We start from the raw sequence: 24,268 nt of genomic DNA, 5'->3' as shown, positions 1-24,268 counted from the left end.
CCCATACCGGTGGGCAAATCAGCCACCTGTTTCCTGCAATGCCTTGTATAAAGCATCCAGACTCTCAGGGCCAGCGCCCAGCCGGACGCAGTTCTCAGAATCGCGCTCCCAGGCCGCCGCCGAGTCGAGGTGAAGATGGACATTCACCGCCGCATCGAAATTCTCCTCCAGTAAACCGGCAGGTATCCAGACCAGCTCCGCGCCTCTGAGCTGATTGGGCACCGGGCTGCCGCACACGGAGCAGAAATCGCTGCGATAGCCGGTTGGCTTCCGGAACGAGGTGATCCTGTCCTGGCCTGAGAGCCAGCGGAAGTTTTGCTGGTGAACAAAGGTGGCCGCGTTGGCTGCAGATCCGGTGGCCTTGCGACACAGCGAGCAGTGGCATTGGTAGAGGTTGGGGAGATCGCTCTGGATTTCGAATTGCACTTCGCCGCAGAGGCATTTGCCGTTCATGGGGTATTCCGATTAAGAGTGGAGTAGGACCCGGTATGGGTTAAGTGCAAATATAAGCGGTTGTTTCAGCGGCTTAAAGCCAAAGGCCTTCCCCCGCACCTCAGTTGCGGTGATTCCGGTAGCCATGGGGGTGCCCGATTACTGGCGAAACCAACAGGCTATCGAAGCTGGCTGTCCTTGCTGCCTCTGCGATTGATGCTGCCAGAGTGGGTCTGCTGCTTTTCCTGGGCCGACTGGCAGTCGATGCACAACCGGACACCGGGAATGGCCTTGCGCCGGGCTTCCGGAATCGGGGCGCCACACTCATCGCATTCCGTGGCACTCTCGCCTCCGGCTAACTGGCTGCGTGCGCGCTGAATTTCGTCATCAACGCTTGCGTCGATCTGTTCCTGAACCGCACCATCACGTGACCATCCACCTGCCATGGGTTCCTCCGGAGTCTGGATGACTGAAACCACCAAACGGTATCATTCGAGTGCAGGGGCTCCAAGGTTGCCGATAACCCAACGAGGAAACACCATGTCCTATACCAGCCAATATACACCCGAAACCCTAAGCCGTGACGAGTTGGACCAGACCACGGGCCCGATGGTAATCGAATTCGGTACCAACTGGTGCGGCTTCTGCCAGGGTGCGCAGGCAGATATCAAGGCGGCCATGGACAATCACCCAGACGTTCCGCATGTGAAAGTTGAGGATGGCAAAGGCCGGAGGTTGGGGCGGACATTTGGCGTTAAGCTGTGGCCGTCGCTGATTTTTCTGAAGGATGGTGAAGAAATGGCGCGGTTAGTCCGCCCGGAAAATAGCGGCGACATCGAGGGTGCACTGAAGAAAATTCTATGAGGACGTCCCAGCAATGACAGATGTAAAAAACCTTGTCCGGTTTTGGAGTGGAAACAGGTTTTTCCCGGTCTATCCTCAGGTTTTGTCCCTCACCCACTTGTCACCTTCCTTGTGGTATTCCTTTTTTACCGCCGCCCAGGCCACCTTATGGGCCGTTTCTTCCCGTCCTGAATTGCCACGGCGATCTTCAGGATCGCTGTATTCTTCCCAGGCGGAATTGAACGCCTTGCGATAAATCTCCTGGGCATGGGCTGGCAAATTGTTGCGTACACTGGCTGGCAATTCCGAATTGCTCTCGTATGGCATTGGTCTCGTCCTTCAAATGTTTCCCTCATTGACAGACTAGCAGCTGGCAGCCCCGGGCCGGGAAAAGGTTACAACTCCAGCACAAGATTTCTGCCGCCAAGAAAAAGCACCCAAACCGTTACCGCAGCCCAGTGAATGATGACCGGAACCCAGATAGACCGGGAAAGCACGTAGGCGTAGCCACAGGTAATTCCCATAGCGCCTACGATAACCAGAAACCACGGATTCAGGAAAAGAGGAACAGCGGTGGGGTTAAACGCCAGCGCATTGAACGGATGCCACAGAACGAAGACCAGTGTGCTGATTGACACACTCCAGGCAGCCTTTACGTGCCCCGACGCCAGGATGTTTCTCGGTATAAGTACGCCCCTGAAGAAGGCTTCTTCAAGCAGCGACGGGAACACGAACAATATGATGGGTAGCACGGGCGTGATTGGCGAATCCAGCCACCCGAATTGAAATAAACCGGCGCCGAATCCAACGGATACCGATATGATTGCGAACACTGGTATCAGTGCCCAGGCTTTCAATGGGGCCTGAAAAGGGGAGGTAAGGAAGGCCTGGCCAAGGTTGTTACTGAGGTACTTTACAGGCTTTGTTGAAGTCATAGGGTTGCGGATTCACAAAATAGAACGGTCCTGATTTCCCCATCATTGTTATAACTACTCGTCCGAGTCATTCAATGGTGACCCTGACTTATAAGGCACTTTTCCTGCCGGGGTGTATTTTGCAGCAGACTCTAAATGAACATCTTGATCATCAAAAAATATATGTGCTTTGAATGCCTTAATTATTTTTGATTTGTCTAACCCTCCTAGAAAAAATATTTCATCAACGTAGACGCCCCAGTGCCTCAAGGTCTTAATTACTCTCATCTCGGCAGGGCTATTTCTTGCTGTGATGATTGCTACACGAACAGGAGAAAACTCTACAGTATGGGGAAGCCTATCCTGAAGACGCGACAACTTACGGAGCAGAGTTGCATAAGGACCGTCATTTAAGGGGTTGTCTTGTTCTCTGTCCTCAACAGTATGAAAACCTTTCAAGCCCTTAGTTTTATAGACGATCTCACTCTCATCACTAAACAATACCGCATCTCCATCGAATGCGAGTCGGACTTGGCCGTCCGGAATTTTCTCCATATTCGCAGGAGGCTCTTTTACCAATGCCACAGCACAGCTATCGCTATCAATTACGCGTTGAGCGTCTTTCGAGTTTGTAGTGAGGAAAAGGTCAACATCGTAGGCTTCTAAGTAGTCAACAACTGATTCACCTCCCGTGAAGGCCGAGCGTGTTATGTCAAGTTCGTATTCACGGATATTGTGAAAAACTCGCACCCCTGTTTCAGGACTATTGCGAGACATGACTACAACCTCAACAAGTGGGGCTTTATCACTGGGCTGAAATTGGTTTAGCGAGAGAAGGGCCTTCACCAAATGAAATCCTGTGCCAGGCTCTAGTCCTTCAGACTCACGCTCGGCCATGTATTCACGGTATTCTTCAATTGCCTCTTCTCTGTTCAATTCAAACTTTCTTCGAAAGACGGAATCGGCTTCGCTTAAATCGAATAGCGCAGTTGCAGAAATTCCGACCACCAATGTGTCCGATAGGTCAAAAGGCATGAATTCCTCTCAATTATAAGGCTGGGCGAATCGGTGTCTCGACAGGGGCGTCCGGTGCAGGCCGCAAGCCGAATCCGCCCTGGTTAGATAGTATCGATCAAACCTATATGTTCAACATCTGCTACAGAATCGTCCTCAATATGTTTTAACAACCGATATTTTTTGACCAGTGGAAGCATTTTTCTTCTGCCGTAGAGGCTTATGCAGTTGTATAGCAAAAGCGCCAATTCTTGCTTGGAGAGTTGTGCTCTAAGAAGGTTTGCATATATGAACTTGTCTTGCTCCTTGACGGCACTAAACTCAATAAATTTCAATATATTGTACATGGTCCTAAAATAGTGACCCAAGTGCTGAGCGTTTTGACTGTAAAAATTATCATATTCTTGGCTAATAGCGTCGACTTCAGGTATATCCGGAAAGTCTCCGCGGCGAACTTTCTCAATATATTTATCTTTTAAATTATTGTTTAAATAGAGTAACGCATTTCTGTTTTCGTACTCTGATTCCTGACCTTGCCTTCTCATAAAGGGATCTCGAACTGTAACCCGAAGCTCGTCAACAATCTCGTTATAAAGGCGCAACAACTGAAAAAAGGTAGACTCGAAGCTTTGTTTCCTCAATACGTTATTTTGTGAATCGAGGGCTTCTGCGGACTTTCTAAGCTGTTCAGTCGAGTTTCTTAGCTCTGTGCTCTGCAAATAAATTGTATATAAAAGTGCAAACAGAGCAGCGAGAGCAAATATTGGATTTAGAACTCCACCCAAGTAATCGCCGAATAGAGCCCATTCCTGCGCATCGTCCGACAGATCTGGCCCAAAACTCAGGCCATAAGTAATCACTGCAATAAGGCCGGAAACCACACAAAAAATTGCAACAAAGATAAGCCATCTTGGAAAATTAGATCTGTTAGAATAACTCATTTTTATAGCCCAAGCCTCGATTGGAGTGGATGCCAATACCAGCATCTGGTTGATCAGTTGGCCTCGCCTAGTCACTTTTCTTGGAATCTTCAAAAGTCGTGACACGAATTGGCACAACGATATCTCCTCGCAGTATTCCTAGCATTCCCTTACGAATAAGATGCTGTTCATTTTCTACATCTACGTACCCTTGGGGAATATAGCTCGTGTTCTTGATATGTTCTTTGTCAAAGTCGTAATTCAACGCATGTGCCATGGAGTACAATAAATCAAGAAATAGATCTTTTCTCTTAGCGTATTTAACATCGTCTGGTGTACTGTAGTCCGCGAGATTGTCGAGATAGAGTTTCCATGCAGCGACAACTGCTCGGTCCTTCTTATTCTTTCCATAAAATTCAACATCTATCATGTTAAGAGCTTCAATATGAGATGGATTGAGAACTGTCGCGCGAGTTCTCATGAGAGTTTTAAAAACCGATTCTTTACCAGCATGTTTTTGACGCCGGCGCTCTAAATATTGACTAACTTGGACAGCTACAATTGGTCCAAGAAATATTGCGATTAAGGTTAGGATTTCCACAAACTCTCCCGCTTCTCATGCGTGAAAAAACTTAACTGATATCGATACTCAGCACTCCAAATCGAGATCGCCACGTTTTATCTATTAAGATCTATCAGTGTTCAAGCAAGCTAACGATAAAAATAACGCAATATCAGCCGATTAAAAATGACACATTTCAAAAAACTGTAATACCGACACGCAAAACTGATTGGTTAAAACAAGGCCAGCTTTCAATCACGCATTCGCCAACCCCAAACAAAAAGGCCCGAAGTTCTCACCCCGGGCCTTCTCACTAACTCACCACTGATTCACCTCAACCGCACTTGCTATCGCCACAAGCCAGGCAGGTGGCGCAACCGTCCATCACGATCACCGCCTTTGTGCTGCACTTGCCACACATGGTGGCGTTGGCGGGGTAGTCGTTGCTGGTTTCGTCATTCGTCGCCGTGCTCTGGCTGGCTTCGAACTCGGCGCGCTTTTCGGCGAGGATGCGCTTGGTGGTTTCGCTCATTTCCTCGCTTTCCAGCAGGCCGATGGCCTTCAGGTGCTTCTCGATCACGGCGCCGATTTCGGCCACCAGTGAGGGCATGAACACGCCGCCCTTCTTGAAGTAGCCGCCGTTGGGGTCGTACACGGAGCGCAGCTCTTCTACCAGGAAGGTGACGTCACCGCCTTTGCGGAACACCGCGGAGATGACGCGGGTGAGGGCGATAACCCACTGGAAATGTTCCATCGACTTGGAGTTGATGAACACTTCGTAGGGCTGTCGGCTCTCGTGGTCCGTTCCCTCGTTGAGCAGGATGTCGTTGATGGTGATGTACATCGCGTGCTCGGCCACCGGCGGCTTGATTTTGTAGGTGGTGCCCAGCAGAAAGTCCGGCCGTTCGATGTATTCGTTCATCTGGACCGGCTTGGTTTCTGCCTGTACCTGCGCCTGGTGCTCGTTCGGGGTGTCGGTCTCGGCCTTCTTAACGCGGTAGCCGACGATTTTGTTGCTGATTTTGACTGTCATGTTCGTTGTCCTGTTGTCGGTTCCCGGATCAGTACTTGCCGTAGGTGCCTTCTTTGAGCGCATCAAACAGGTTGGCGGCGTTGTGGATTTCGCCGTCGTACTCGACCTGTTCGTTACCGCGCAGGGTCACCTTGCTGCCATCGTCCAGGGTGAACTCGTAAAGGGTGTTCTCAAGGTCTTTCTCTTTCACCAGTACGCCCTGGAAGGCTTCCGGGTTGAAGCGGAAGGTGGTGCAACCTTTCAGGCCCTTGTCGTAGGCGTACAGGTAGATGCCCTTGAAGTCCTGGTATGCAAAGTCTGTCGGAACGTTGGCCGTCTTGGAAATCGAGGAATCTACCCACTTCTGGGCCGCTGCCTGGATGTCCACGTGCTGCTTCGGCGTTACGTCGTCCGAGGTGGTGAAGTAGGACGGCAGTTTCTTGTCCTCGTCGTCGGAGAACGGCATGGCGCCCGGGTTCACCAGGTGGCGGTAGGCCAGCAGCTCGAAGGAGAATACGTCTACCTTCTCCTTGGTCTTGCGGCCTTCGCGGATGATGTTACGCGCATAGTGGTGTGAAAAGCTCGGCTCGATGCCGTTACTGGCGTTGTTGGCCAGTGACAGGCTGATGGTGCCGGTGGGCGCGATGGAAGTGTGGTGGGTAAAGCGGCCACCTTTCTCGGCCAGCTGTTTCACCAGTTCCGGCTCCACGTGGGCGATCTGCTGCATGTAACGGCTGAAGCGGGCGTGCAGCAGTTTGCCTTTGAGGATGTCGCCGACCTTGTAGCCTTCTTTGGCCAGCTCCGGGCACTTGGTCATCATCTTCGGAGTGATTTCGAACTCTTCGTCCATGATCGGCGCCGGGCCTTTCTCTTCGGCCAGGGCCAGGGACTGGCGCCAGCCTTCCACGGCCATCTCACGCACGACTTCCTCTGTGAACTGTACGGACTCGTCAGAACCGTATGGCATACGCAGCATGGCGAGGGTGGAGCCCAGGCCCAGGATGCCCATGCCGTGGCGGCGCTTGTGGGTGATCTCGTGGCGCTGCTCGGCCAGCGGCAGGCCGTTGATCTCAACCACGTTGTCCAGCATGCGGGTGAAGATGCCCACTACCTTGCGGTACTTCTCGTAGTTGAAGCTGGCCTTGTCGGTGAACGGGTATTCCACGAACTTGGTCAGGTTCACTGAGCCGAGCAGGCAGCTACCGTACGGGGGCAGGGGCTGCTCGCCGCAGGGGTTGGTGGCGCGGATGTCTTCGCAGAACCAGTTGTTGTTCATCTGGTTGACCTTGTCGATCAGGATGAAGCCTGGCTCGGCGTAGTCGTAGGTGCTGGTCATGATGGTGTCCCAGATGAACTGGGCCTTCACCGTCTTGTAGATGCGGCAGGCAACCTTGCCTTCATCGTTGACCACGTAGCCGTCCTGCACCGGGAAATCGCGGTACAGGTACTGGGAGGTATCGCTCAGGTCCAGGCCTTCGTCTTCCACTTCCTTCTTGGTGACGGGGAAGGAGAGGTGCCAGTCGTCGCCGTTGCGCACGGCTTCGATGAAGTCCTCGGTGATCAGCAGGGACAGGTTGAACTGGCGCAGGCGGCCGTCTTCACGCTTGGCCTGGATGAACTCGATTACGTCCGGGTGGTGAACGTCGAAGGTGGCCATCTGTGCACCGCGGCGGCCACCGGCGGAGGACACCGTGAAGCACATGCGGTCAAAGATATCCATGAACGACAGCGGGCCGGAGGTGGTGGCGCCGGCGCCGGCTACGTAGGCGCCACGGGGGCGCAGGGTGGAGAACTCGTAACCGATACCGCAGCCGGCCTTGAGGGTCAGGCCTGCTTCGTGGTTCTTCTCCAGGATGTCGTTCATGGAGTCATGGACGGTGCCGGAGACGGTGCAGTTGATGGTGGAAGTAGCCGGTTTGTGGGCTTCGGCACCCGCGTTGGAGGTGATACGGCCGGCCGGGATGGCGCCGTTCTGCAGGGCCCAGATGAAGTCCTTCATGTGCTTGGTGCGCACGGACTTGTTTTCCACTTCCGCCAAGGCCTTGGCCACACGTTCGTAGGTGGCGTTGATGTCCTTGTCGACGGGTTCACCGGTCTTGGTTTTCAGCTGGTATTTGCTGCTCCAGATATCCAGTGAAGCTTCCTGCATGGGAATCGTTGTGATCACTGCCTGTGCCTTAGCGTTCATTGCCACCCTCGGTTCTTCCAGTATGTCTCTTTTCGATGGCGCCGTCTCCGGTGCCATACCCCTTTGAGTCGTGTTGCGTCTGTCAGTTTCTGTGTCTTGCGGGCCCGGCTTGGGCTGATAGGGAAGAAGACCACAAGATGTGGGGGTCTTCCCTGCCGGCTTTTATGGCCGTTCCCGTTGTGTGATCGTTGCTGCGGCCCTGGCTGAGGCCCTTTCGCGCCTGCCGGGTGGGCAGGTCCGGTTTGTCCTTGTGGCCCTATATATGGGCTTATTTTTCAAGGAGTATAACAGGATATAGTATTGTGTGAATAAGAACGCAACTATTGATTGGGGATGCGGGGCAAAGAAAATCAATGGAAGAGGGCTTGAAAATACCGAAAGCCGCGTAAAAACCGACGCTTGGGAAAGATTGCTCAAAAACACTACATATTGTGGTCAGAAAACCGCCAAAATGTGATGCAGATCCGGATTCGGGCAACAAAAAAGCGGGGCTGATTGCTCGCCCCGCTTTCTGTTACTCGGTTCCGGAGGGAGAATCAGCCCAGCAGCAGACTATCGTCGTCCACTTCCAGGCCGCGCTGTTTCTCGAACAGCCCGAGCAGGTCCTTCACTTCCAGACCTTCCCGATCCTCACCGGCAATGTCGAACACCACCTGGCCCTGGTGCAGCATCACCGTACGGGTGCCGACTTCCAGTGCCTGTTTCATGCTGTGGGTGACCATCAGGGCAGTGAGTTTCTGCTCCTCGATGATCTTTTCCGTCAGTTCCAGCACGAAGGCAGCGGTTTTCGGGTCCAGGGCAGCGGTGTGCTCATCCAGCAGCAGGATGCTGGAAGGGGTCAGGCTGGCCATCAGCAGGCTCACGGCCTGGCGCTGACCCCCGGAGAGCAGGCCCATCTTGTCGCCCAGGCGATTCTCCAGCCCCAGTTTCAGGGAGGAGAGGCTTTCCCGGAACTGGCCGAGGTACTGTTTCTTGACCGCCGAGGTCAGCCCACGGCGCTGGCCACGCTTGATGGCGAGGGCCAGGTTCTCTTCGATGGACAGATTCTCGCAGGTGCCCGCGAGCGGGTCCTGGAACACCCGGGCCACCCGGGCCGCACGCTTGTGGGTGGGCAGGCGGGTAACGTCCTGGTTGTCCACGATAATCTGGCCCGTATCCACAATTACCTCGCCGGCAAGGGCGTTTAGGAAGGTGGATTTGCCGGCGCCGTTACTGCCGATCACGGTGACGAATTCACCCTGGTTGACGGTCAGGCTCATGCCCCGGAGTGCGGGGTTTTCCAGCGGCGTTCCCTTGCCAAAAGTCAGTCGGAGATCGCTTGCACTGATCATGTCGATTCCTCAGGCCTTTTTGCGGGTGAGTTTGCCGATTACGGAGTTGCGCACGCCCGGCAACACAATGGCCAGGGTCACGAGCACGGCGGTGATCAGGTTCAGGTCCTGGGCCTGCAGGCCAAGCACGTCGGCGTTCAGGGCAAAGGCAATGGCCAGGCGGTAGATGATGGCGCCCACCACGCAGGCAATCAGTGCCCGGATAACCGTGGAGGGTGTAACCAGGGCTTCACCGCCGATGAGGGAGGCCAGGCCGATAACGATCACGCCGACACCCATGGTCACATCCGCCGCGCCCTGACTCTGGGCAAACAGCGCGCCAGCGAGGCCCACCAGGCCGTTGGACAGGGCAACGCCGAGAACGATCATGCCGCCGGTAGCAATACCCTGGGCCCGGGCCATCCGGGGGTTGGCGCCGGTGGCACGCATGGCCAGACCGGTTTCGGATTTCATGAAGCGCCAGAGCAGAATCAGTGAAATGAAGACCACCACCACGAACAGCAGTACCGGCACCTGGTGGAACGCCAGGTCCAGTTCATACCAGGGGGTGAGTACGGTTTCCTCGGTCAACAGCGCCACGTTGGGCCGGCCCATGATCCGGAGGTTCACCGAGTACAGGGCGATCATGGTCAGGATCGAGGCCAGCAGGTTCAGGATGTTGAGCTTGACGTTAAGCAGCGCGGTCACGGCACCGGCGGCCATGCCGGCAAGCACGGCCGCACCGGTGGCAATCCAGGGATTCCAGCCGGCGATGATGAGCATGGCGGCCACGGCGGCACCCAGCGGGAAGCTGCCGTCAACGGTGAGATCGGGGAAGTCGAGAACGCGGAAAGAGATGTAGATGCCGAAGGCAACCAGGCCATAGATGAGGCCGGTTTCCAGGGCGCCGTAAAAAGCGATTTCACTGAGCATGGGTAGTATTCACTGTGAAAGAAAAACGGGCGGGCCCTTGTGGGGTCCGCCCGTATTGGTCAGGGCGTTTACTTGTCGTTTTTGACGACTTCTTTCGCTTCCTTGACGAAATCTTCGGACAGGGTGATACCCATGCGCTCGGCGGCGGCGGGGTTCACGAACAGGTCCAGGGTGTCCATGGTTTCAACGGGCATGGTGGCGGTTTCCGCACCTTCAAGCACGCGGGCGACCATCTTGCCGGTCTGGCGGCCGTGCTCGTAGTAGTTGAAGCCAAGAGCGGCCACGGCGCCACGCTCGACAGTGGCGGTGTCAGCGGCGAACACCGGGATATCGGCACGCTCGCCCACGGAGATCACTGCTTCTGCGGCGCTGATCACGGTGTTGTCGGTGGTCAGGTAGATGGCGTCGGCTTCACCCACCAGGGAGCGAGCAGCACCCAGAACCTCGGAAGTCTTGGTGGCAGCAGCCTTGACCAGTTCCAGGCCACGCTCGGCCAGACGCTCTTCGAGCATGTTGACCAGAGAGACGGCGTTGGCTTCACCCGGGTTGTAGACGGTACCGATGCGCTTGGCATTCGGCATTACCCGCTGGAGCATGTCCAGGTGCTTGTCGATCGGCAGCATGTCGCTGACGCCGGTGATGTTGGCGCCGGGGGCTTCCAGGCTCTGAACCAGCTTGGCACCGACCGGGTCGGTCACCGCCGAGAACACCACCGGGATTTCGCGGGCGGCCGCTGCGACGGTCTGCGCGGACGGAGTGGCGATGGCGACGATCACATCAGGGCTCTCACCCACGAATTTGCGGGCAATCTGGGAGGCGATGGCGGAGTTGCCCTGGGCACTCTCGTGCATCACGGTCAGGTTCTCGCCTTCCTTGTAGCCTTGCTCGGCCAGCTGGTCCTTCACGCCCTGGTAAACGGCGTCCAGAGCCGGATGTTCGACGATCTGCGTGATGGCAACCGTCTTGGCGTCCTGGGCCTGTACCAGGCTTGCCGCTGCCAGCAGGGAGGCACCCAGAAGAGTGCGCAGAGTTCTCTTGGCCATATACCCATCTCCGAGTTTTTGGTGGTTTCAGGTGTGTCGGGTCTGACGTCCGGAAAGAGCGAGAGTTTATCACAGCCCGGGGCCGTAGGGGGTAGGGGAACTTGCAGGCAGAGAGGTTTTTGCCCGAAGAAGTTGTAAGTTCTAATTATTTTGCGCCCGTCACGTTTTGACGGGCCGATGTATGTTGAAATACCCTACGAAAGTCTAATAATACGCCTGATAAGGCGAACAATTAAAAGCACTGTGACGCATAAGGAAGGTCCATGGACACAACAAACAAGCTTCCCCTGGATATGGTTTATCACTGGGAGAAGGCGAAGAAGAACGACCTCTACATGACCCAGCCCGTGGGCGATGGCAAGGTGGTGGAATACACCTGGGGTCGTGCGGTCGAAGAGGCGCGCCGGATGGCCGCCTATCTGAAATCCCTGAACCTCCCGGAAAAGAGCCGGGTGGGCATCATTTCCAAGAATTGCGCCCAGTGGGTCATGTCAGATTGGGCCATTTGGATGGCCGGCCACATTTCCGTTCCCCTGTATCCCACGCTGAACGCCGATACCGTCAACTACATCCTCAACCATGCCGAGTGCGAGGTGCTGTTCGTCGGCAAGCTGGACGACTGGGACATGATGAAACCCGGCGTGCCCGAGTCTGTGCGCTGTATTTCCTACCCCCTGAGCCCGCCCAACGATTTCGAGACCTGGGACGATATCGTCAGCAAGTACCCGCCGCTGGAGGAGAACGTTCAGCGTGATCCGGAGGAGCTGGCCACCATCGTGTATACCTCCGGCAGTACCGGCCGGCCCAAGGGCGTGATGCTGAGTTTCAACAACATGGCGTTTGCCGCCGCCGGTGGCATCGAGACCCTGGGCGTCGGCCCGAACGAGCGGATGCTGTCCTATCTGCCGCTGGCCCACGTGTTCGAGCGCACCTTTGTGGAGCTGGGCTCCCTGTACTCCGGCTTTCAGCTGTATTTCGCCGAGTCCCTGGATACCTTTGTCCAGGATCTGCAGCGGGCTCAGCCCACGCTGTTCCTGTCGGTACCCCGCCTGTGGGTGAAGTTCCAGCACGGCGTGTTGCAGAAGCTGCCGAAGGAAAAGATGGATCGCCTGATGAAGATCCCGCTGGTGAACCGGCTGATCAAGAAGAAGGTGCTCAAGGGTCTGGGCCTGGACAAGGTAAAGCTGGCCGGCAGTGGCTCGGCGCCGCTGTCCCACGATGTGCTGGACTGGTACCGCAATCTCGGCCTGGAGCTGCTTGAGGGTTACGGCATGTCCGAGAACTTTGCCTACTCCCACATGAACAAGCCGGGCCGGACCCGTACCGGTTATGTGGGCGAGTCCCTGCCGGGTGTGGAAACAAAGATCAGCGAGGAAGGTGAGGTGCTGGTCAAGAGCCCGGCCACCATGATGGGCTACTACAAGGACGAGGAGAAAACCCGGGAAACCTTTACCGAGGATGGCTTCCTGAAGACCGGTGACAAGGGCGAGATCGACGAGATGGGCCGCCTGAAACTCACCGGCCGCATCAAGGAAATCTTCAAGACCAGCAAGGGCAAGTACATTGCGCCTGCGCCCATCGAGAACCGTCTGATGTCCCACGACGCCATCGAGATGGTGTGTGTTTCCGGTGCCAACCAGACCCAGCCCCACGCCCTGGTGATGCTCGGTGAGGAGGCCCGGCCGAAGCTTGCGGACGAGAATTACCGCAAGCAGCTGGAGGATAGCTTCAGGAACCTGATCCAGGACGTGAACAAGACTGTCGACCCCCACGAGCAACTGGCGTTCATCACCGTGGTCAGCGATGAGTGGTCGATCGAGAACAGTTTCCTCACCCCGACGCTTAAACTGAAGCGGAATGTGGTGGAGGATGCCTATCAGGAAAAAGTGGACAGCTGGTACGCCCAGAAGCAGCCTGTGATCTGGCAGTAAAGCAGCGCTTTTCCGCACCATCGCTCCAACGAAAGGGCCCGGATTTCCCGGGCCCTTTCTTTATCCGGCTATATCTGGCCGACGTTAGTCGCATGTTGAAAACGCCGGCTCGGGCCTAAACTTCTGTTAATCAGGAGGAAGTTATGACCCAGTTGGCCCTTTTCCAGAAACGAATCAACGAAGATATTCCCCTGTCCCGTGCGCTGGGTATTCAGCTGCATTCCTGGGACGGCCATGCCCTGGTGCTGAGCGCACCGCTAGAGCCCAACCGCAACCATCAGGGCACCGGTTTTGGTGGCAGTGTTTACTCCGCTGCGGTAACCGCGGCCTGGAGCCTCACCGAGCTGGCCCTTGCCGATCTCGGGCTCAGAGGCGCCGTGGTCGTGCAGAGTGGCAACATCGATTACCTTGAACCGGTCAACAGCGATTTCTATGTGGTGTGCCGGTTGCCCGGGGAGGAGATTCCCGAGCGCTTCCGCAAAAGTCTTGCCCGCCATGGCAAGGGGCGGCTGGATCTGACCGCTGAAGTGTTCTGTGGTGAGCCCACGGTACTGCCGAAGACTGATCCGGTGGCGGTGTTCCAGGGTCGTTTTGTGGTTCAGGATGTGCGGTCCAGGGTGGACCTGTAATTCCGCAATTCCAGGCCGCCTGGTCCTAGGCAATGCTCCGGGTGTTGGAGATGGAGCGGCTCATCAGGATGATCGGCACAATGCCCGCCAGGACAATGATCAATGAGGGCAGGGCGCTGTGGAACAGGCGCTCGTCCGAGGCGAACTGGTACACGTAGGTCGCCAGGGTCTCGAAGTTGAACGGCCGCAGGATGAGCGTGGCCGGCAACTCTTTCATGCAATCCACGAACACCACCAGGGCGGCGGTCAGCAGGGTGCCCCGAAGCATCGGCAGGTGCACGTTCACCAGGGTCTTGCCCGGCGTGTAGCCCAGTGAGCGCGAGGCCATGTCCATGCTGGGCGTGACCTTCTGCAGGGCGCTCTCCACGCTGCCGGCAGACACCGCCAGGAAGCGGACCGTATAGGCAAACACCAGTGCGAAAGCGGTGCCGCTGAGCAGCAGGCCGGTGCTGAAACCGAAGGTGTTGCGCATCAGGCTGTCCAGCCAGTTATCGAAGCCCGCCAGGGGCACAATCACGCCCACCGCCAGAACCGCCCCCGGCATGGCATAGCCCAGGCTGGAGAGCCGCATCAGAATCTGCATGCCACGGGTGTTATGCAGGCGCCGGCTGTAAGCCAGGATCACACCGATCAGCAGGGTGGTCAGGGCGGCAGCGCTGGACAGGAACAGGCTGTTCAGGGTGTTCTGCACGAAGTCCGGGTTCCAGCTCTCTTCGAAATATTCCCAGGCGTATAGTCCGAGGGTTCCGGCGGGTATTACGAAACCGAGGACGAACGGGATGGCGCAAACGGCAACGCAGATCAGCTGCCGGGGGAAAGACATTGTGAAGCGGCGGATCGGATCACGGTTGTCGCGGGCGGCATATTGCTGCTGCCGGCGACGGGAGTAGCGCTCAAGAGTCACCAGAATCACCACGAACACCAGCATGGTGGTGGCAATCTGCGCAGCACCGCCCAGGTTCCCAAGATTCATCCAGGTATCAAAAAGCCCGGCGGTGAGAGTCTGGACAGCAAAGAAATCGACGGTGCCGAAATCGTTCAGGGTTTCCATCAACACCAGGGACAGGCCAACGGCGACGGCAGGCCGGGCGATGGGCAACACCACCCGGAAGAAGGTGCTCAGTGCCGAATGGCCGAGGCTGCGGCTGACCGCAAACAGGGACGGCGATTGCTCCAGGAAGGCGGCCCGGGCCAGCAGGTAAACATAGGGGTAGAGCACCAGGCCGATCATCAGGGTGGCGCCTTCCAGGCTGCGGATCTCCGGGAACCAGTAGTCGGAGGCATTCTGCCAGCCAAACCAGTCGCGCAGAGTGCGCTGAACCGGGCCGGCATAGTCCAGCAGGCTGGTGTAGACATAGGCAATCACGTAAGCCGGAACCGCAAAGGGCAGCAGCATGGCCCATTCGAAGAACTTGCGCCCCGGAAATTCACACATGGTCACTGCCCAGGCGCTGGACAGACCGATTGCGAGGGTAATGGCGCCAACGCCGACCATCAGCTGGATGGTGGTCCACAGGTAGCGTGGCAGGGTGGTGTCGATGAGGTGAGGCCAGATGTTCTCTTCCGGGAAGAAGGCCAGGAAGATCACCGAGAGCACGGGGAGCGCCACAATGGCGGTGATCAGGGCGGCGGCAATGATCCAGCGACGGGAAGCGCGTTTTGCCAGCAAGGGCTGGGAAAGCCCCGGATCAGCGGCGGTTACGGCCTCGGTCATAGTGCTCCCGTCTGTCAAATGGAATTGAGAAAGATTGAGGATTGTAGTCAGCTGTCAGTTGCCCTGCAATGACTGGCGTCATTTTCGGAGCGGATAGGGCTGACACAGGAAAGGGCGCCGCAGCGCCCTTTCCCTCGTCTCATGCTGTCATTCCGAGGCGATTACTCGCCGTCGTAGTCAACGCGGTCAACCAGTTTCACTGCGGCATTGCGGTTGTCGGCAATTTCCTGCAGGGACAACTGGTCCGGGTTGATCTCACCCCACTCGGCAACCAAACCGGAAGGCTTCACTTCCGGGTTGGCCGGGTACTCGGTGTTGGCCTCGGCGTAAATGCGCTGGGCCTCCGGCGAGGACAGGAATTCCATCAGTTTGATGGCGTTTTCCTTGTTCGGCGCGCTGTTGGTCAGGGCGATGCCGCTGATGTTCACGTGGGTGCCGCGATCATCGGCATTCGGGAACACCAGGCGAACCTGTTCGGCGATCGGGCGCTGGTTCTCGTCCTGCAGCATGTTGCCGTAGTAGTAGCTGTTACCGATAGCAACGTCACACACGCCCTCGGCAATGGCCTTGATCTGATCGCGGTCGCCACCTTGTGGTTTGCGGGCCAGGTTGTCCTTCAGGCCGTTCAGCCATTCTTCGGTTTCGGCCTCACCGTGGTGGGCAATCATGGAAGAGAACAGGGCAATGTTGTACGGGTGCTTGCCGCTGCGGGTGCAGATGCGACCTTCCCACTTGTCATCCGCCAGTTGCTCGTAGGTGGTGATTTCACCTTCTTCCACGCGATCCTTGGAGACGAAAATCAGGCGGCCACGGGTGGTCAGGGCAAACCACTTGCCGTCCGGATGACGCAGGTTCTCCGGGATGTTCTTGTTCAGAACATCGTTTTCAACGCCCTGAACCAGATCGCGCTCGACCAGTTCGTTGATGCGCGAGATATCCACCGTCATGACCACGTCTGCCGGGCTGTTGCGGCCTTCACGCTCCAGGCGCTCGGCAAGGCCCTGCTTGGCGAAGACCACGTTGGCCTCGATGCCGGTCTCTTTTTCGAATGCGTTGAGCAACGGCTCAAGCAGGTATGCCTGGCGGTAGGAGTAGATGTTGACTTCGCCGTCAGCGGATGCGGAGAGTGGCATGGCCGCCAGGGCCATCGCTGCAGTTGCTGCCAGTTTCATGCGCATGATGGTGTTACCTCTGCCTGATATGAGTTTGTTTCGCTTGTAAGAGTCACAAGCATCTAAAAACAGCAACCATTCTCATTTGTATTGGCGGCAGAGTCAATATCCCCTTTGGAATATTTCAGGCAAAATGGTGGTATTCTTCAGAACACTCTAAAAAACATGAAGTTTTTCGTAATACAGGGATTCCAGAATGACTGGCAAAGCAGGGATGATGTACAGAGTCTTCTTTCTTTTTATACCAATGGTCGCCGTCTTGCCGGGCTGCGCCAGTTATTACAGCCATTTCGCCATGTTTCCGGCCGAAACCTCGCAGGGTGAATCCCGCCAGGTACGGGTGTCCTGGGAGTCGGCGGAGTATCCGGACTGGTGGATCCTCGACGACCGTTCCACCGCTTTGAAGGTGGAAACCCAGTGCAGCGCCCGGATATGGCGCTTACGGGATGACTCCCACGATGATGCGGGTAAGTGCGGGAACGGGATCCGGGCCTGCGCGGAAGCCGGGGTGGATCGGGTGGTAGTCCGTCGGGAAGACCTGGATCCATCGGCTTGCATCGTGGTGAACCCGGGGCAGGGCAATGCCCAAATTGCAGACATCGAGGGTCGCCTTGAGCTACTGGTTGCCTGTGAGCCGGTAGCGCCTGAGTCAGAGCGCGAAGGCGAGACCGAAAATATGGATTATCTTCGTGCGTCGCCGGTTCCTTACACTGTCTATACTCGTAAAATACCGCGCGGATCCCTGCGTGCCAGTCTACCGGCCTTCGATGAATCCGCCTGCGAATAGGCAGGGCTGGGCGGTGTGATTCAGGTCACGGCGTTACAGTCTGTTTACGTTACGTTACTTTCTGGATCTTTTGGGGTACGAAACTGTAATGGACTCTTGTGTAAGCTGGTTCAGAATGTCAAACATCTAAAAATGAATAAGTTTCAGGGGTGACTCTCGTGGGCGTCCAACAGAGAAAAGTTGCGGTTCATGACTTGGAAGTGGGCATGTTTGTGTCCGATCTGGACCGGCCCTGGCACCAGACACCGTTTCCGATCCAGGGTTTCTACATTCGCTCCGAGGACGACATCCGGGCGCTGAAATCCCATTGCCGCTGGGTGATGATCGACGTCGCTGAAGTGCGCGATACCACGAAATTCGAGCAGGGCGAGATCAAGCCGGCTTTCGGGCGCCGTACCCTCAGGCGAGGCGGTGATCGCGAGGAGCTCAAGCTGCCGCCACTCGCGATCCAGGAACCGGTCACGTACGAGACCACCACCACCCTGAAAAAAGAAATCAAGGTATCCCGTCAACTTCTCGACGACGCCGAGCTTGCCCTGGAGCGTGCCTTCGAATCCCTGCAGGAAGGCGGTGAGGCTGATCTTCGCCCGGTAGCTGAGATAACCCGAAAAATGGTCGCCAGTGTGATTCGTCACCCCGATGCACTGCTGTGGCTGAGCCGGATCCGTGCCCACGATGATTACATATACCGCCACTCGCTCAATACCTCGATCTGGGCCCTGGTGTGCGGTCGTCACCTCGGTCTGAATGAAGGACTCCTGAATCACCTGGGCATGGGCTGCCTGTTGTCCCAGGTTGGTAAGACGGTTCTGCCGCGCTCCCTGCTGAATCACGAAGGGCAGTTCAGCGCCGAGGATTATGCCCGTTACCGCACCTATGTTGAGAAGGGTCTCGCCATGCTCGAGGGCACTGGCGTGTCCCGTGCCGTGCTCAGCGTGGTAGGCGGGCACCGGGAACGGCACAACGGTTCCGGTTTCCCCCAGGGTGTCCGCGGTACCCGTATTCCGCTGATGGCGAAAGTCGCCGGTATTGCCGAGTATTTCGAGAGTCTGATCGGTCCCCGGGATGGTGGCGACGACCCCATGACACCGGCCAAGGCCGTCAGCCTGCTGTATGACATGAGGAATATCGAGTTCCAGGAAGACCTGGTGGAGAATTTCATCCAGGCGATTGGTGTCTATCCGACAGGCAGCCTGGTGGAACTCAGCGACGGCCAGCGTGGCATCGTGGTTTCCCATTCCCCGGAACGCCGGTTGTGGCCGAAGGTTATGGTGATGACCGACCAGGAGCACAAGCCCCTGAAGTCTGCGCACATCATTGACCTTGCCCGTTACAATGAAAGCCGGGACGTCAACGAAGCGCTGATCGTGAAGGAATGTCTGCCGCACGGTTCGGAAGGTCTGGATCCTTCTCGGTATGACGTCACCGGCGCGGAATCCCGCTGGAATTTCAGTCGTTTGATCAGCGGATAATCACCCGCAGGCTCTTGCGTACCCAGCGGTAGGTGTTTTCGGGGCGGAAGCTCATCACCAGTTCCGATTCACCACCGCTGTCCCCACTGACGAAATAGTCCACCTCGGCACTCTGCCAGCTCCACGCGTGTATGGTGACATCCTCTGGGCGAGTGCTGATGGCCTCGATCTCCGCGAGGGCCGTGTCGCCTCCGATGCGTTGCACCCGGACGCTCTTGATTCCGGTGTCACTGGCGGGGTGGCTGGCCACGTCTTCATCCAGGTAATAGCCGTTGCTGACAGTGGTGGTGATGTCCTTCAGTTCCCGGCGCAGGTAGGTCCGCGCATCTTCGTTGTCGATCTCATCCAGGGTCCGGATGGCTTCGAGGATTCGATTCCGCTTGGCCTGCAGGTCCTGCCGGTATTCCACATCCGGGTCCCAGTCTTCTTCGTTTTCCGGCCGTTCCGGGGCATTCTGGATCTGCTCGGGGGTGGGAGGCGATTCGCAGAGTTCATCTCCCTTCGGATGGAAGCAGATCCTGGCCAGTAGCTGGTTCGCAGGTGAGGGCGTTGTGCCCATGGCGGTGAACTCTGTGGTCGGTACGTTGAAATCAATAGGAGCATCAAGCAAGGGTAAGGCCGCGTTCAGCTGATCGATCACCCGTTGGCGGATTTCGATGCCCTCGTCTTCCTGCACGCCCTGGGTCCAGTCCAGCGACATCAGCAGGCGGGTCATGTTCATCAGCGGGCCATTGTCCAGCAGGTTCAGCTCCGTCCGGGTATGGGTGCGAAGGCCTTCCGCGTCGACCGTCGGTGTTTGGAGGGCGCTGCGAAGGTCGGGGAAGAATTCCAGCAGGGTAACGTGGGGTCTGGCAGGGACCCCGTCTGCCAGGACGAGATCTCCGACCCGAAAGCTTAAAGTCTCGCCGGGATAATAGCGGAACTGGCCGTCGACGTTGGTGGTGCCGCTCTGGCTCGCCGTCCGGAAGTCCAGGCCGCTGAATCCATTGAAATTGAGCTGGCCGGTGTCCGCGGCCGTGCCGCCGCCGTCATCGCTGCCCAGGCAGCCGGCCAGGGCAAGGGTGCTCAGGAGGACGGTCAGGGGCGCAGTTCGGTGAACGAATTTCATGTTTCGGCGTACATCCCGGTCTTGAAAGCTGGCGGCGGAGAGTCTGGCCAGCGTTTTGTAAGTTGTTGTAACTGCATTATAGGGATGGCGATTGGCCGATATCGCGATTCCTGTCGCAGTTTGGCGGTTTTGCCGGAGCTACCCGGCATACCCTTGAATTTCACGAGGTTGCCACAATGAATAGCACTCTACTTTTTGGCGTGGGCGGCTGTGCGGGCTGCCACCGAAATCCATCGGATCCGGGATGAGCTATGACCAACGCACTGGAAATTGAGGGCCTCACCAAGACCTATGGTGACGGGTTCCAGGCCCTGAAAGGGATTGATCTTCATGTCAGGGAAGGGGATTTCTTCGCGTTGCTGGGCCCCAATGGCGCCGGCAAATCCACGACGCTGGGCATCGTCTGCTCACTGGTGAACAAGACCGCCGGCAAGGTCCGCGTGTTCGGCCATGACATCGACACCAACCTGGCGGATGCGAAACTGAACCTCGGGGTTGTGCCCCAGGAGTTCAACTTCAACCAGTTTGAAAAGGTGTTCGACATCGTGACCACCCAGGCGGGCTATTACGGTATTCCTCTCAGCCGGGCCTCGGTGTCCGCCGAGAAGTATCTCAAGAAGCTGGGGCTCTGGGACAAGCGCAACACGCCGGCCCGTATGCTTTCCGGCGGCATGAAGCGCCGCCTGATGATTGCCCGGGCTCTGGTACATGAGCCGAAACTGCTGATTCTCGATGAACCCACCGCCGGCGTGGATATCGAGCTGCGCCGGTCCATGTGGACCTTCCTGGAAGAGATGAACCGGGAGGGCACCACGATCATCCTGACCACCCATTACCTGGAGGAGGCGGAAGCCCTGTGCCGGAACATTGCCATCATCGACCATGGCAAGATTCTCAAGCACACCAGCAAGCGTGAGCTGTTGCAGCAGCTGAGCGTGGAGACCTTCGTGCTGGACACCGAGAAAGAGCTCTCCGGTGTGCCGGAGCTGGACGATGTCATCTGCCGTATCAATGACGAGGGAGCCCTGGAAGTGGACGTGGAGAAAGGTCAGGCCCTGAATGCGGTATTTGCCCAGCTGGATCAGCTCGGGATCAAGGTGGTCAGCATGCGGACCAAGGCCAACCGGCTTGAGGAACTGTTTATCCGGATGGTGGAAGAGAATGCCGCCGAAGCCCGCAAGAACGTGGAGGGTGCGGCATGAAGCTTGATGCATTGTGGGTCGCGTTCTACACCATCGTTCTGCGTGAGGTACGCCGGTTTACCCGGATCTGGCCGCAGACGCTGTTGCCGCCGGCGGTCACCATGACGCTCTACTTCATCATCTTCGGTAACCTGATCGGCTCTCGGATCGGCGAGATGGGCGGCTTCAACTACATGCAGTTCATCGTGCCTGGCCTGATCATGATGGCGGTGATCACCAATTCCTACGCCAACGTGGTGTCGTCCTTCTTCTCCATGAAGTTCCAGCGCAGCATCGAGGAGCTTCTGGTATCCCCGGTGCCGAACTGGGTGATCCTCGCCGGCTATGTGACCGGTGGCATGGCCCGTGGCCTGGGTATCGGCGTTATTGTCACGGCGCTGTCCCTGGCGTTCACCCAGCTGTCGATTCACAGCTTTCCGATGGTGGTGGTGACGGTGTTCCTGACCTCGGCCCTGTTTGCCCTGGGCGGATTTATCAATGCGATGCTGGCGACCAAGTTCGACGACATCTCGATTGTGCCCACCTTCGTGCTGACCCCGCTGACGTACCTGGGTGGTGTCTTCTACAGCATCGACATGCTGCCGGGGTTCTGGCAGGGCGTGTCCATGGCGAACCCGATCCTGTACATGGTGAACGGCTTCCGCTTCGGCATACTGGGAGTTTCGGACGTTAATCCGTTCGTGTCTCTTGGTATGATTCTGGTCTTCATCGTTGTACTGGCGTTCGTTGCCCTGCGTATGCTCGAGCGCGGCAAGGGCATCCGCCACTGATTTCAGGAACAAATATGGCTTTGCATAACGCGCCGCTGGGTAAATCCAGCGAATACCCGGATTCTTACGACCCGAACCTGCTGTTCCCGGTGGCGCGGGATGAAAATCGCCGCCGGATCGGGCTGGAGGACGGCCGTTGGCCCTGGTTCGGCGAGGATCTCTGGCAGGCCTGGGAAGTGTCCTGGCTCCGGCCTGGTGGTGTGCCTGCCGTCGCCTGGGCGGAGATCTTCGTGCCGGCGGCATCGCCGTCCATCATCGAATCCAAGTCCCTGAAGCTGTATCTCAATTCGCTGAACCAGCATGTTTTCTCCACGCCGGAGCAACTGGTGGAGACGGTCGTCAGCGATCTCTCCAGCGCCTGTGGCGCCGCGGTCCGGGTGAACCTGCACAGTGTCGATGAGAGCGGGCAAGCGATCGGTCGCCCCGAGGGTTACCAGCTGATCGATGATGAGCCGGTGGGCGACGTGGTGTACCAGTACGCGCCGGAATCGCTGGCTGTTGAACAGAGTGCAGAGGTGGTGACCGAGCAATTGTGTTCACACCTGCTCAAGAGTAACTGCCCGGTGACCGGCCAGCCGGACTGGGGCACGCTCCTGATCCGTTACACCGGGCCGAAGATCGACCGTTCGGCGTTGCTGCGGTACATCGTCAGTTTCCGGAACAAGCAGGATTTCCACGAGCATTGCGTGGAAACGGTGTTCACCGATTTAATGAAGCAGTGCCAGCCAACGGAACTGGCGGTGTGCGCGCGCTACACCCGCCGTGGCGGGTTGGACATCAATCCCTGGCGAAGCACGCAGGCAGAGGGGAGTGCCGGGCCGAGGCTGATCCGGCAGTAAGCGGAGCGGCCCGGTTCAGCCAAGCTTGCCGGAGTCGGGCAGTTCTTCTTCAGAGCGCAGGCGGTCGGCGGCATCTTCAAGGGCTTCCAGGATCGCCTTGCGCTCCTTTTCGGTGATCTTGTCGGAGTCCAGGTACATGGCGAAGCCGCTGTGTTCGTGCTCCAGGAAGCTGCGGTTCGGGCCCATGTCCCGGCGGAAGTCCACCACCTCGTATATCGGCACCGGCTTGGTAAAGCCCTTGACCGTGATCTCGCCCTTGTCGCGGCACATGATCCGGTCCTTGATCAGTGAGAAGGTTTCGTAGGAAACCAGGATCTCGCCGGGCTCGGCCAGGGATTCGAGCCGGCTGGCCAGGTTCACTTCCTTGCCGATGATGGTGTAGTCCATCCGGTTCTCGGCGCCGAAGTTACCCACCGTGGTGTAGCCGGTGCTGATGCCCATGCGGATCTGCAGGGGGGTCTTGATGCCCTGGCTGCGCCACTTCTGGCGCATGATCTTCATGTGTTTGCGCATTTCGATGGCCATGGAGACGCAGGCAAAGGCATCCTCCTTCTGGCCCCGGCTGGTGGGGTCACCGAAGAACACCATGATCGAATCACCCACGAACTTGTCGATGGTGCCGCCGTATCTCAGGGCCACCTCGGACATGCCGTTGAAGTAGTGGTTCAGCAGTTCGGTGAGGGCCTCTGGTTCCATTTCCTCGGAAAGCTCCGTGAAGCCCTTGATGTCCGAGAAGAAGACTGCAAGTTTCTTGCGCTGGGTTTCCAGCCGGACGTCCCGCTCTCCGGTAAAGATCGACTGCCAGACCTGGGGCGACAGGTACTTGGACAGTTTGTGGGAGAGCGCGATGGATTGTTCCCGCTGGTTCTGGATCTGCGTCTTGGCCAGCATCAGCGCGCGCGCCTGCTGGTGCGAATAGAAGGCGGTAACGCAAATGTAGATGCCGGTGGCCAGCACGGCGCTGATACTGGTCAGCAGTGGTGACTGGAAAGACTCGGCTGGTCCGGCGAAGGCAACGCCGGCGGCAATCGCGGATGCCATGAGCGTAGTGCCCATCAGCCATTGGCGGATGCCGCCGACGATCAGGCAGCTGAACATCATCATCAGGGCCACCGAAACCGCAGGAACGGCGACCAGCCCGGTGAAGCCGATGAAGGTGCCACCGAACACGCAATCCACCAGCAGCATCTTCTGGCGGATGCGTGGAGAGCGGTTCAGGAAGGTCCGGCGGGTAAGGATGTGGGCAATGTGAGGCCAGAGCAGGGCGCCGGCAACCAGCCACAGCAGCCATTGTTCAAACGCACTCTGAAGGACACCGATGACGATGATGACGGCCGTGACCGTGTAGGCAAGGATGCGCCCGCTGTAATCCGGCATCGGCGGGACGGCCGTTGAACTGCTGCCCTGCTCGTGGGACAGCGCGTTTCCGGCGCTGTTGCTTGCGTTTCGCAAGTCCACAGGGGCGCTCATCAT

The 24,268-nt window shown here is 57.4% G+C and carries 25 protein-coding genes; 9 read left to right on the top strand and 16 right to left on the bottom strand.

The genetic code is table 11. The features are described from left to right. Positions 1-18: 18 nt before the first annotated feature. Positions 19-453 carry a GFA family protein gene (locus tag BM254_RS10060; RefSeq protein WP_092002638.1) on the bottom strand — a complete coding sequence of 145 codons (435 nt, stop codon included), beginning with the start codon at positions 451-453 and terminating at the stop codon, positions 19-21. Positions 454-611: 158 nt separating this feature from the next. Then, positions 612-878 (bottom strand): DksA/TraR family C4-type zinc finger protein, encoded by a 267-nt coding sequence (locus tag BM254_RS10055; RefSeq protein WP_092002635.1) that lies wholly within the window; start codon positions 876-878, stop codon positions 612-614. A gap of 94 nt (positions 879-972) precedes the next feature. On the opposite strand from BM254_RS10055, the gene BM254_RS10050 reads away from it, so the two are divergent. Beyond that, positions 973-1,296, top strand: a complete 324-nt coding sequence (locus BM254_RS10050; RefSeq protein ID WP_092002632.1) for a thioredoxin family protein — start codon at positions 973-975, stop codon at positions 1,294-1,296. Between the two features lie 75 nt (positions 1,297-1,371). Here the strand turns inward: BM254_RS10050 and BM254_RS10045 are convergent, their stop codons facing one another. The 7 genes from BM254_RS10045 to BM254_RS10015 all read right to left on the bottom strand — a co-directional run bounded on the left by BM254_RS10045 (position 1,372) and on the right by BM254_RS10015 (position 7,885). Beyond that, positions 1,372-1,602 carry a ChaB family protein gene (locus tag BM254_RS10045; protein WP_092002629.1) on the bottom strand — a complete coding sequence of 77 codons (231 nt, stop codon included), beginning with the start codon at positions 1,600-1,602 and terminating at the stop codon, positions 1,372-1,374. Positions 1,603-1,670: 68 nt separating this feature from the next. Further along, positions 1,671-2,210, bottom strand: coding sequence for a CPBP family glutamic-type intramembrane protease (locus tag BM254_RS10040; protein ID WP_092002626.1), 540 nt, complete (start codon positions 2,208-2,210; stop codon positions 1,671-1,673). A 54-nt stretch (positions 2,211-2,264) separates the two neighbouring features. Further along, positions 2,265-3,224 (bottom strand): 5'-nucleotidase, encoded by a 960-nt coding sequence (locus tag BM254_RS10035; protein ID WP_092002623.1) that lies wholly within the window; start codon positions 3,222-3,224, stop codon positions 2,265-2,267. Positions 3,225-3,307: 83 nt separating this feature from the next. Further along, positions 3,308-4,189 carry a putative phage abortive infection protein gene (locus tag BM254_RS10030; protein WP_092002620.1) on the bottom strand — a complete coding sequence of 294 codons (882 nt, stop codon included), beginning with the start codon at positions 4,187-4,189 and terminating at the stop codon, positions 3,308-3,310. Between the two features lie 22 nt (positions 4,190-4,211). Beyond that, the gene (locus tag BM254_RS10025) at positions 4,212-4,724 is read right to left on the bottom strand and encodes a DUF6680 family protein (protein WP_139227059.1); all 513 of its coding nucleotides are present in this window, start codon (positions 4,722-4,724) and stop codon (positions 4,212-4,214) included. 295 nt (positions 4,725-5,019) lie between these two features. Next, positions 5,020-5,718 (bottom strand): TSCPD domain-containing protein, encoded by a 699-nt coding sequence (locus tag BM254_RS10020; protein WP_092002613.1) that lies wholly within the window; start codon positions 5,716-5,718, stop codon positions 5,020-5,022. Between the two features lie 28 nt (positions 5,719-5,746). Beyond that, the gene (locus BM254_RS10015; protein WP_092002610.1) at positions 5,747-7,885 is read right to left on the bottom strand and encodes an adenosylcobalamin-dependent ribonucleoside-diphosphate reductase; all 2,139 of its coding nucleotides are present in this window, start codon (positions 7,883-7,885) and stop codon (positions 5,747-5,749) included. Positions 7,886-8,189: 304 nt separating this feature from the next. On the opposite strand from BM254_RS10015, the gene BM254_RS17785 reads away from it, so the two are divergent. After that, on the top strand, positions 8,190-8,342 hold the full coding sequence (locus BM254_RS17785) for a hypothetical protein (RefSeq protein WP_175497250.1): 153 nt from the start codon (positions 8,190-8,192) through the stop codon (positions 8,340-8,342). A 79-nt stretch (positions 8,343-8,421) separates the two neighbouring features. Here the strand turns inward: BM254_RS17785 and BM254_RS10010 are convergent, their stop codons facing one another. The 3 genes from BM254_RS10010 to BM254_RS10000 all read right to left on the bottom strand — a co-directional run bounded on the left by BM254_RS10010 (position 8,422) and on the right by BM254_RS10000 (position 11,171). Then, positions 8,422-9,216: an ABC transporter ATP-binding protein gene (locus BM254_RS10010; protein ID WP_092002606.1), complete on the bottom strand. Its 795-nt coding sequence runs from the start codon at positions 9,214-9,216 to the stop codon at positions 8,422-8,424. Positions 9,217-9,225: 9 nt separating this feature from the next. Beyond that, positions 9,226-10,128: an ABC transporter permease gene (locus BM254_RS10005; RefSeq protein ID WP_092002602.1), complete on the bottom strand. Its 903-nt coding sequence runs from the start codon at positions 10,126-10,128 to the stop codon at positions 9,226-9,228. Between the two features lie 68 nt (positions 10,129-10,196). Next, positions 10,197-11,171 (bottom strand): ABC transporter substrate-binding protein, encoded by a 975-nt coding sequence (locus BM254_RS10000; RefSeq protein ID WP_092002599.1) that lies wholly within the window; start codon positions 11,169-11,171, stop codon positions 10,197-10,199. Between the two features lie 263 nt (positions 11,172-11,434). Here BM254_RS10000 and BM254_RS09995 point away from each other — a divergent pair, with 263 nt between their 5' ends. Both BM254_RS09995 and BM254_RS09990 read left to right on the top strand, forming a co-directional pair. Continuing rightward, entirely contained in the window at positions 11,435-13,102 is a 1,668-nt protein-coding gene (locus tag BM254_RS09995) for an AMP-binding protein (RefSeq protein WP_092002596.1), read from the top strand. 143 nt (positions 13,103-13,245) lie between these two features. After that, on the top strand, positions 13,246-13,731 hold the full coding sequence (locus BM254_RS09990) for a thioesterase domain-containing protein (protein ID WP_092002593.1): 486 nt from the start codon (positions 13,246-13,248) through the stop codon (positions 13,729-13,731). Between the two features lie 25 nt (positions 13,732-13,756). On the opposite strand, the gene BM254_RS09985 is transcribed toward BM254_RS09990, so the two are convergent. Continuing rightward, positions 13,757-15,445 (bottom strand): ABC transporter permease, encoded by a 1,689-nt coding sequence (locus BM254_RS09985; RefSeq protein WP_092002590.1) that lies wholly within the window; start codon positions 15,443-15,445, stop codon positions 13,757-13,759. 161 nt (positions 15,446-15,606) lie between these two features. Beyond that, positions 15,607-16,623 carry a Fe(3+) ABC transporter substrate-binding protein gene (locus BM254_RS09980; protein ID WP_092002587.1) on the bottom strand — a complete coding sequence of 339 codons (1,017 nt, stop codon included), beginning with the start codon at positions 16,621-16,623 and terminating at the stop codon, positions 15,607-15,609. 190 nt (positions 16,624-16,813) lie between these two features. Here BM254_RS09980 and BM254_RS09975 point away from each other — a divergent pair, with 190 nt between their 5' ends. Both BM254_RS09975 and BM254_RS09970 read left to right on the top strand, forming a co-directional pair. Then, positions 16,814-17,404 (top strand): hypothetical protein, encoded by a 591-nt coding sequence (locus BM254_RS09975; protein WP_245777422.1) that lies wholly within the window; start codon positions 16,814-16,816, stop codon positions 17,402-17,404. Positions 17,405-17,553: 149 nt separating this feature from the next. Continuing rightward, positions 17,554-18,876, top strand: a complete 1,323-nt coding sequence (locus tag BM254_RS09970; RefSeq protein ID WP_281248047.1) for an HD-GYP domain-containing protein — start codon at positions 17,554-17,556, stop codon at positions 18,874-18,876. On the opposite strand, the gene BM254_RS09965 is transcribed toward BM254_RS09970, so the two are convergent. Next, complete coding sequence (locus tag BM254_RS09965; RefSeq protein WP_092002581.1) at positions 18,866-19,984, bottom strand: organic solvent ABC transporter permease; 1,119 nt, start codon at positions 19,982-19,984, stop codon at positions 18,866-18,868. The two genes, BM254_RS09970 and BM254_RS09965, sit on opposite strands and share 11 nt — an antisense overlap. Positions 19,985-20,235: 251 nt before the next feature. On the opposite strand from BM254_RS09965, the gene BM254_RS09960 reads away from it, so the two are divergent. The 3 genes from BM254_RS09960 to queF are packed head-to-tail and all read left to right on the top strand — an operon-like array spanning position 20,236 to position 22,795. After that, positions 20,236-21,186 carry an ABC transporter ATP-binding protein gene (locus BM254_RS09960; protein WP_092002578.1) on the top strand — a complete coding sequence of 317 codons (951 nt, stop codon included), beginning with the start codon at positions 20,236-20,238 and terminating at the stop codon, positions 21,184-21,186. Further along, positions 21,183-21,956, top strand: coding sequence for an ABC transporter permease (locus tag BM254_RS09955; RefSeq protein ID WP_092002575.1), 774 nt, complete (start codon positions 21,183-21,185; stop codon positions 21,954-21,956). The genes BM254_RS09960 and BM254_RS09955 overlap by 4 nt, the downstream gene beginning before the upstream one ends. A 14-nt stretch (positions 21,957-21,970) precedes the next feature. Next, positions 21,971-22,795, top strand: a complete 825-nt coding sequence (gene queF, locus BM254_RS09950; protein ID WP_092002572.1) for an NADPH-dependent 7-cyano-7-deazaguanine reductase QueF — start codon at positions 21,971-21,973, stop codon at positions 22,793-22,795. 15 nt (positions 22,796-22,810) lie between these two features. Here queF and BM254_RS09945 read toward each other — a convergent pair whose 3' ends face one another. Next, a complete protein-coding gene (locus tag BM254_RS09945) occupies positions 22,811-24,268 on the bottom strand; it encodes an adenylate/guanylate cyclase domain-containing protein (protein WP_092002569.1) in 1,458 nt (485 codons plus the stop codon).

The organism is Marinobacter pelagius, from assembly GCF_900114925.1.
In the GTDB taxonomy this organism is placed as follows: Bacteria; Pseudomonadota; Gammaproteobacteria; order Pseudomonadales; family Oleiphilaceae; genus Marinobacter; species Marinobacter pelagius.
This window is presented reverse-complemented; position numbering and strand designations above follow the sequence as displayed.

Excerpts from the sequence above, each read along its gene's own strand:
- BM254_RS09965 (WP_092002581.1), bottom strand. The coding sequence starts at position 19,984 with ATGAAATTCGTTCACCGAACTGCGCCCCTGACCGTCCTCCTGAGCACC.
- BM254_RS10020 (WP_092002613.1), bottom strand. The coding sequence starts at position 5,718 with ATGACAGTCAAAATCAGCAACAAAATCGTCGGCTACCGCGTTAAGAAG.
- BM254_RS09985 (WP_092002590.1), bottom strand. The coding sequence starts at position 15,445 with ATGACCGAGGCCGTAACCGCCGCTGATCCGGGGCTTTCCCAGCCCTTG.
- BM254_RS10055 (WP_092002635.1), bottom strand. The coding sequence starts at position 878 with ATGGCAGGTGGATGGTCACGTGATGGTGCGGTTCAGGAACAGATCGAC.
- BM254_RS10050 (WP_092002632.1), top strand. The coding sequence starts at position 973 with ATGTCCTATACCAGCCAATATACACCCGAAACCCTAAGCCGTGACGAG.
- BM254_RS10000 (WP_092002599.1), bottom strand. The coding sequence starts at position 11,171 with ATGGCCAAGAGAACTCTGCGCACTCTTCTGGGTGCCTCCCTGCTGGCA.
- BM254_RS09955 (WP_092002575.1), top strand. The coding sequence starts at position 21,183 with ATGAAGCTTGATGCATTGTGGGTCGCGTTCTACACCATCGTTCTGCGT.
- BM254_RS10010 (WP_092002606.1), bottom strand. The coding sequence starts at position 9,216 with ATGATCAGTGCAAGCGATCTCCGACTGACTTTTGGCAAGGGAACGCCG.
- BM254_RS10045 (WP_092002629.1), bottom strand. The coding sequence starts at position 1,602 with ATGCCATACGAGAGCAATTCGGAATTGCCAGCCAGTGTACGCAACAAT.
- BM254_RS09990 (WP_092002593.1), top strand. The coding sequence starts at position 13,246 with ATGACCCAGTTGGCCCTTTTCCAGAAACGAATCAACGAAGATATTCCC.
- BM254_RS09945 (WP_092002569.1), bottom strand. The coding sequence starts at position 24,268 with ATGATGAGCGCCCCTGTGGACTTGCGAAACGCAAGCAACAGCGCCGGA.
- BM254_RS10030 (WP_092002620.1), bottom strand. The coding sequence starts at position 4,189 with ATGCTGGTATTGGCATCCACTCCAATCGAGGCTTGGGCTATAAAAATG.
- BM254_RS09995 (WP_092002596.1), top strand. The coding sequence starts at position 11,435 with ATGGACACAACAAACAAGCTTCCCCTGGATATGGTTTATCACTGGGAG.
- BM254_RS10015 (WP_092002610.1), bottom strand. The coding sequence starts at position 7,885 with ATGAACGCTAAGGCACAGGCAGTGATCACAACGATTCCCATGCAGGAA.
- BM254_RS09980 (WP_092002587.1), bottom strand. The coding sequence starts at position 16,623 with ATGCGCATGAAACTGGCAGCAACTGCAGCGATGGCCCTGGCGGCCATG.
- BM254_RS10035 (WP_092002623.1), bottom strand. The coding sequence starts at position 3,224 with ATGCCTTTTGACCTATCGGACACATTGGTGGTCGGAATTTCTGCAACT.
- BM254_RS10005 (WP_092002602.1), bottom strand. The coding sequence starts at position 10,128 with ATGCTCAGTGAAATCGCTTTTTACGGCGCCCTGGAAACCGGCCTCATC.
- queF (WP_092002572.1), top strand. The coding sequence starts at position 21,971 with ATGGCTTTGCATAACGCGCCGCTGGGTAAATCCAGCGAATACCCGGAT.
- BM254_RS10040 (WP_092002626.1), bottom strand. The coding sequence starts at position 2,210 with ATGACTTCAACAAAGCCTGTAAAGTACCTCAGTAACAACCTTGGCCAG.
- BM254_RS10060 (WP_092002638.1), bottom strand. The coding sequence starts at position 453 with ATGAACGGCAAATGCCTCTGCGGCGAAGTGCAATTCGAAATCCAGAGC.
- BM254_RS09960 (WP_092002578.1), top strand. The coding sequence starts at position 20,236 with ATGACCAACGCACTGGAAATTGAGGGCCTCACCAAGACCTATGGTGAC.
- BM254_RS09975 (WP_245777422.1), top strand. The coding sequence starts at position 16,814 with ATGACTGGCAAAGCAGGGATGATGTACAGAGTCTTCTTTCTTTTTATA.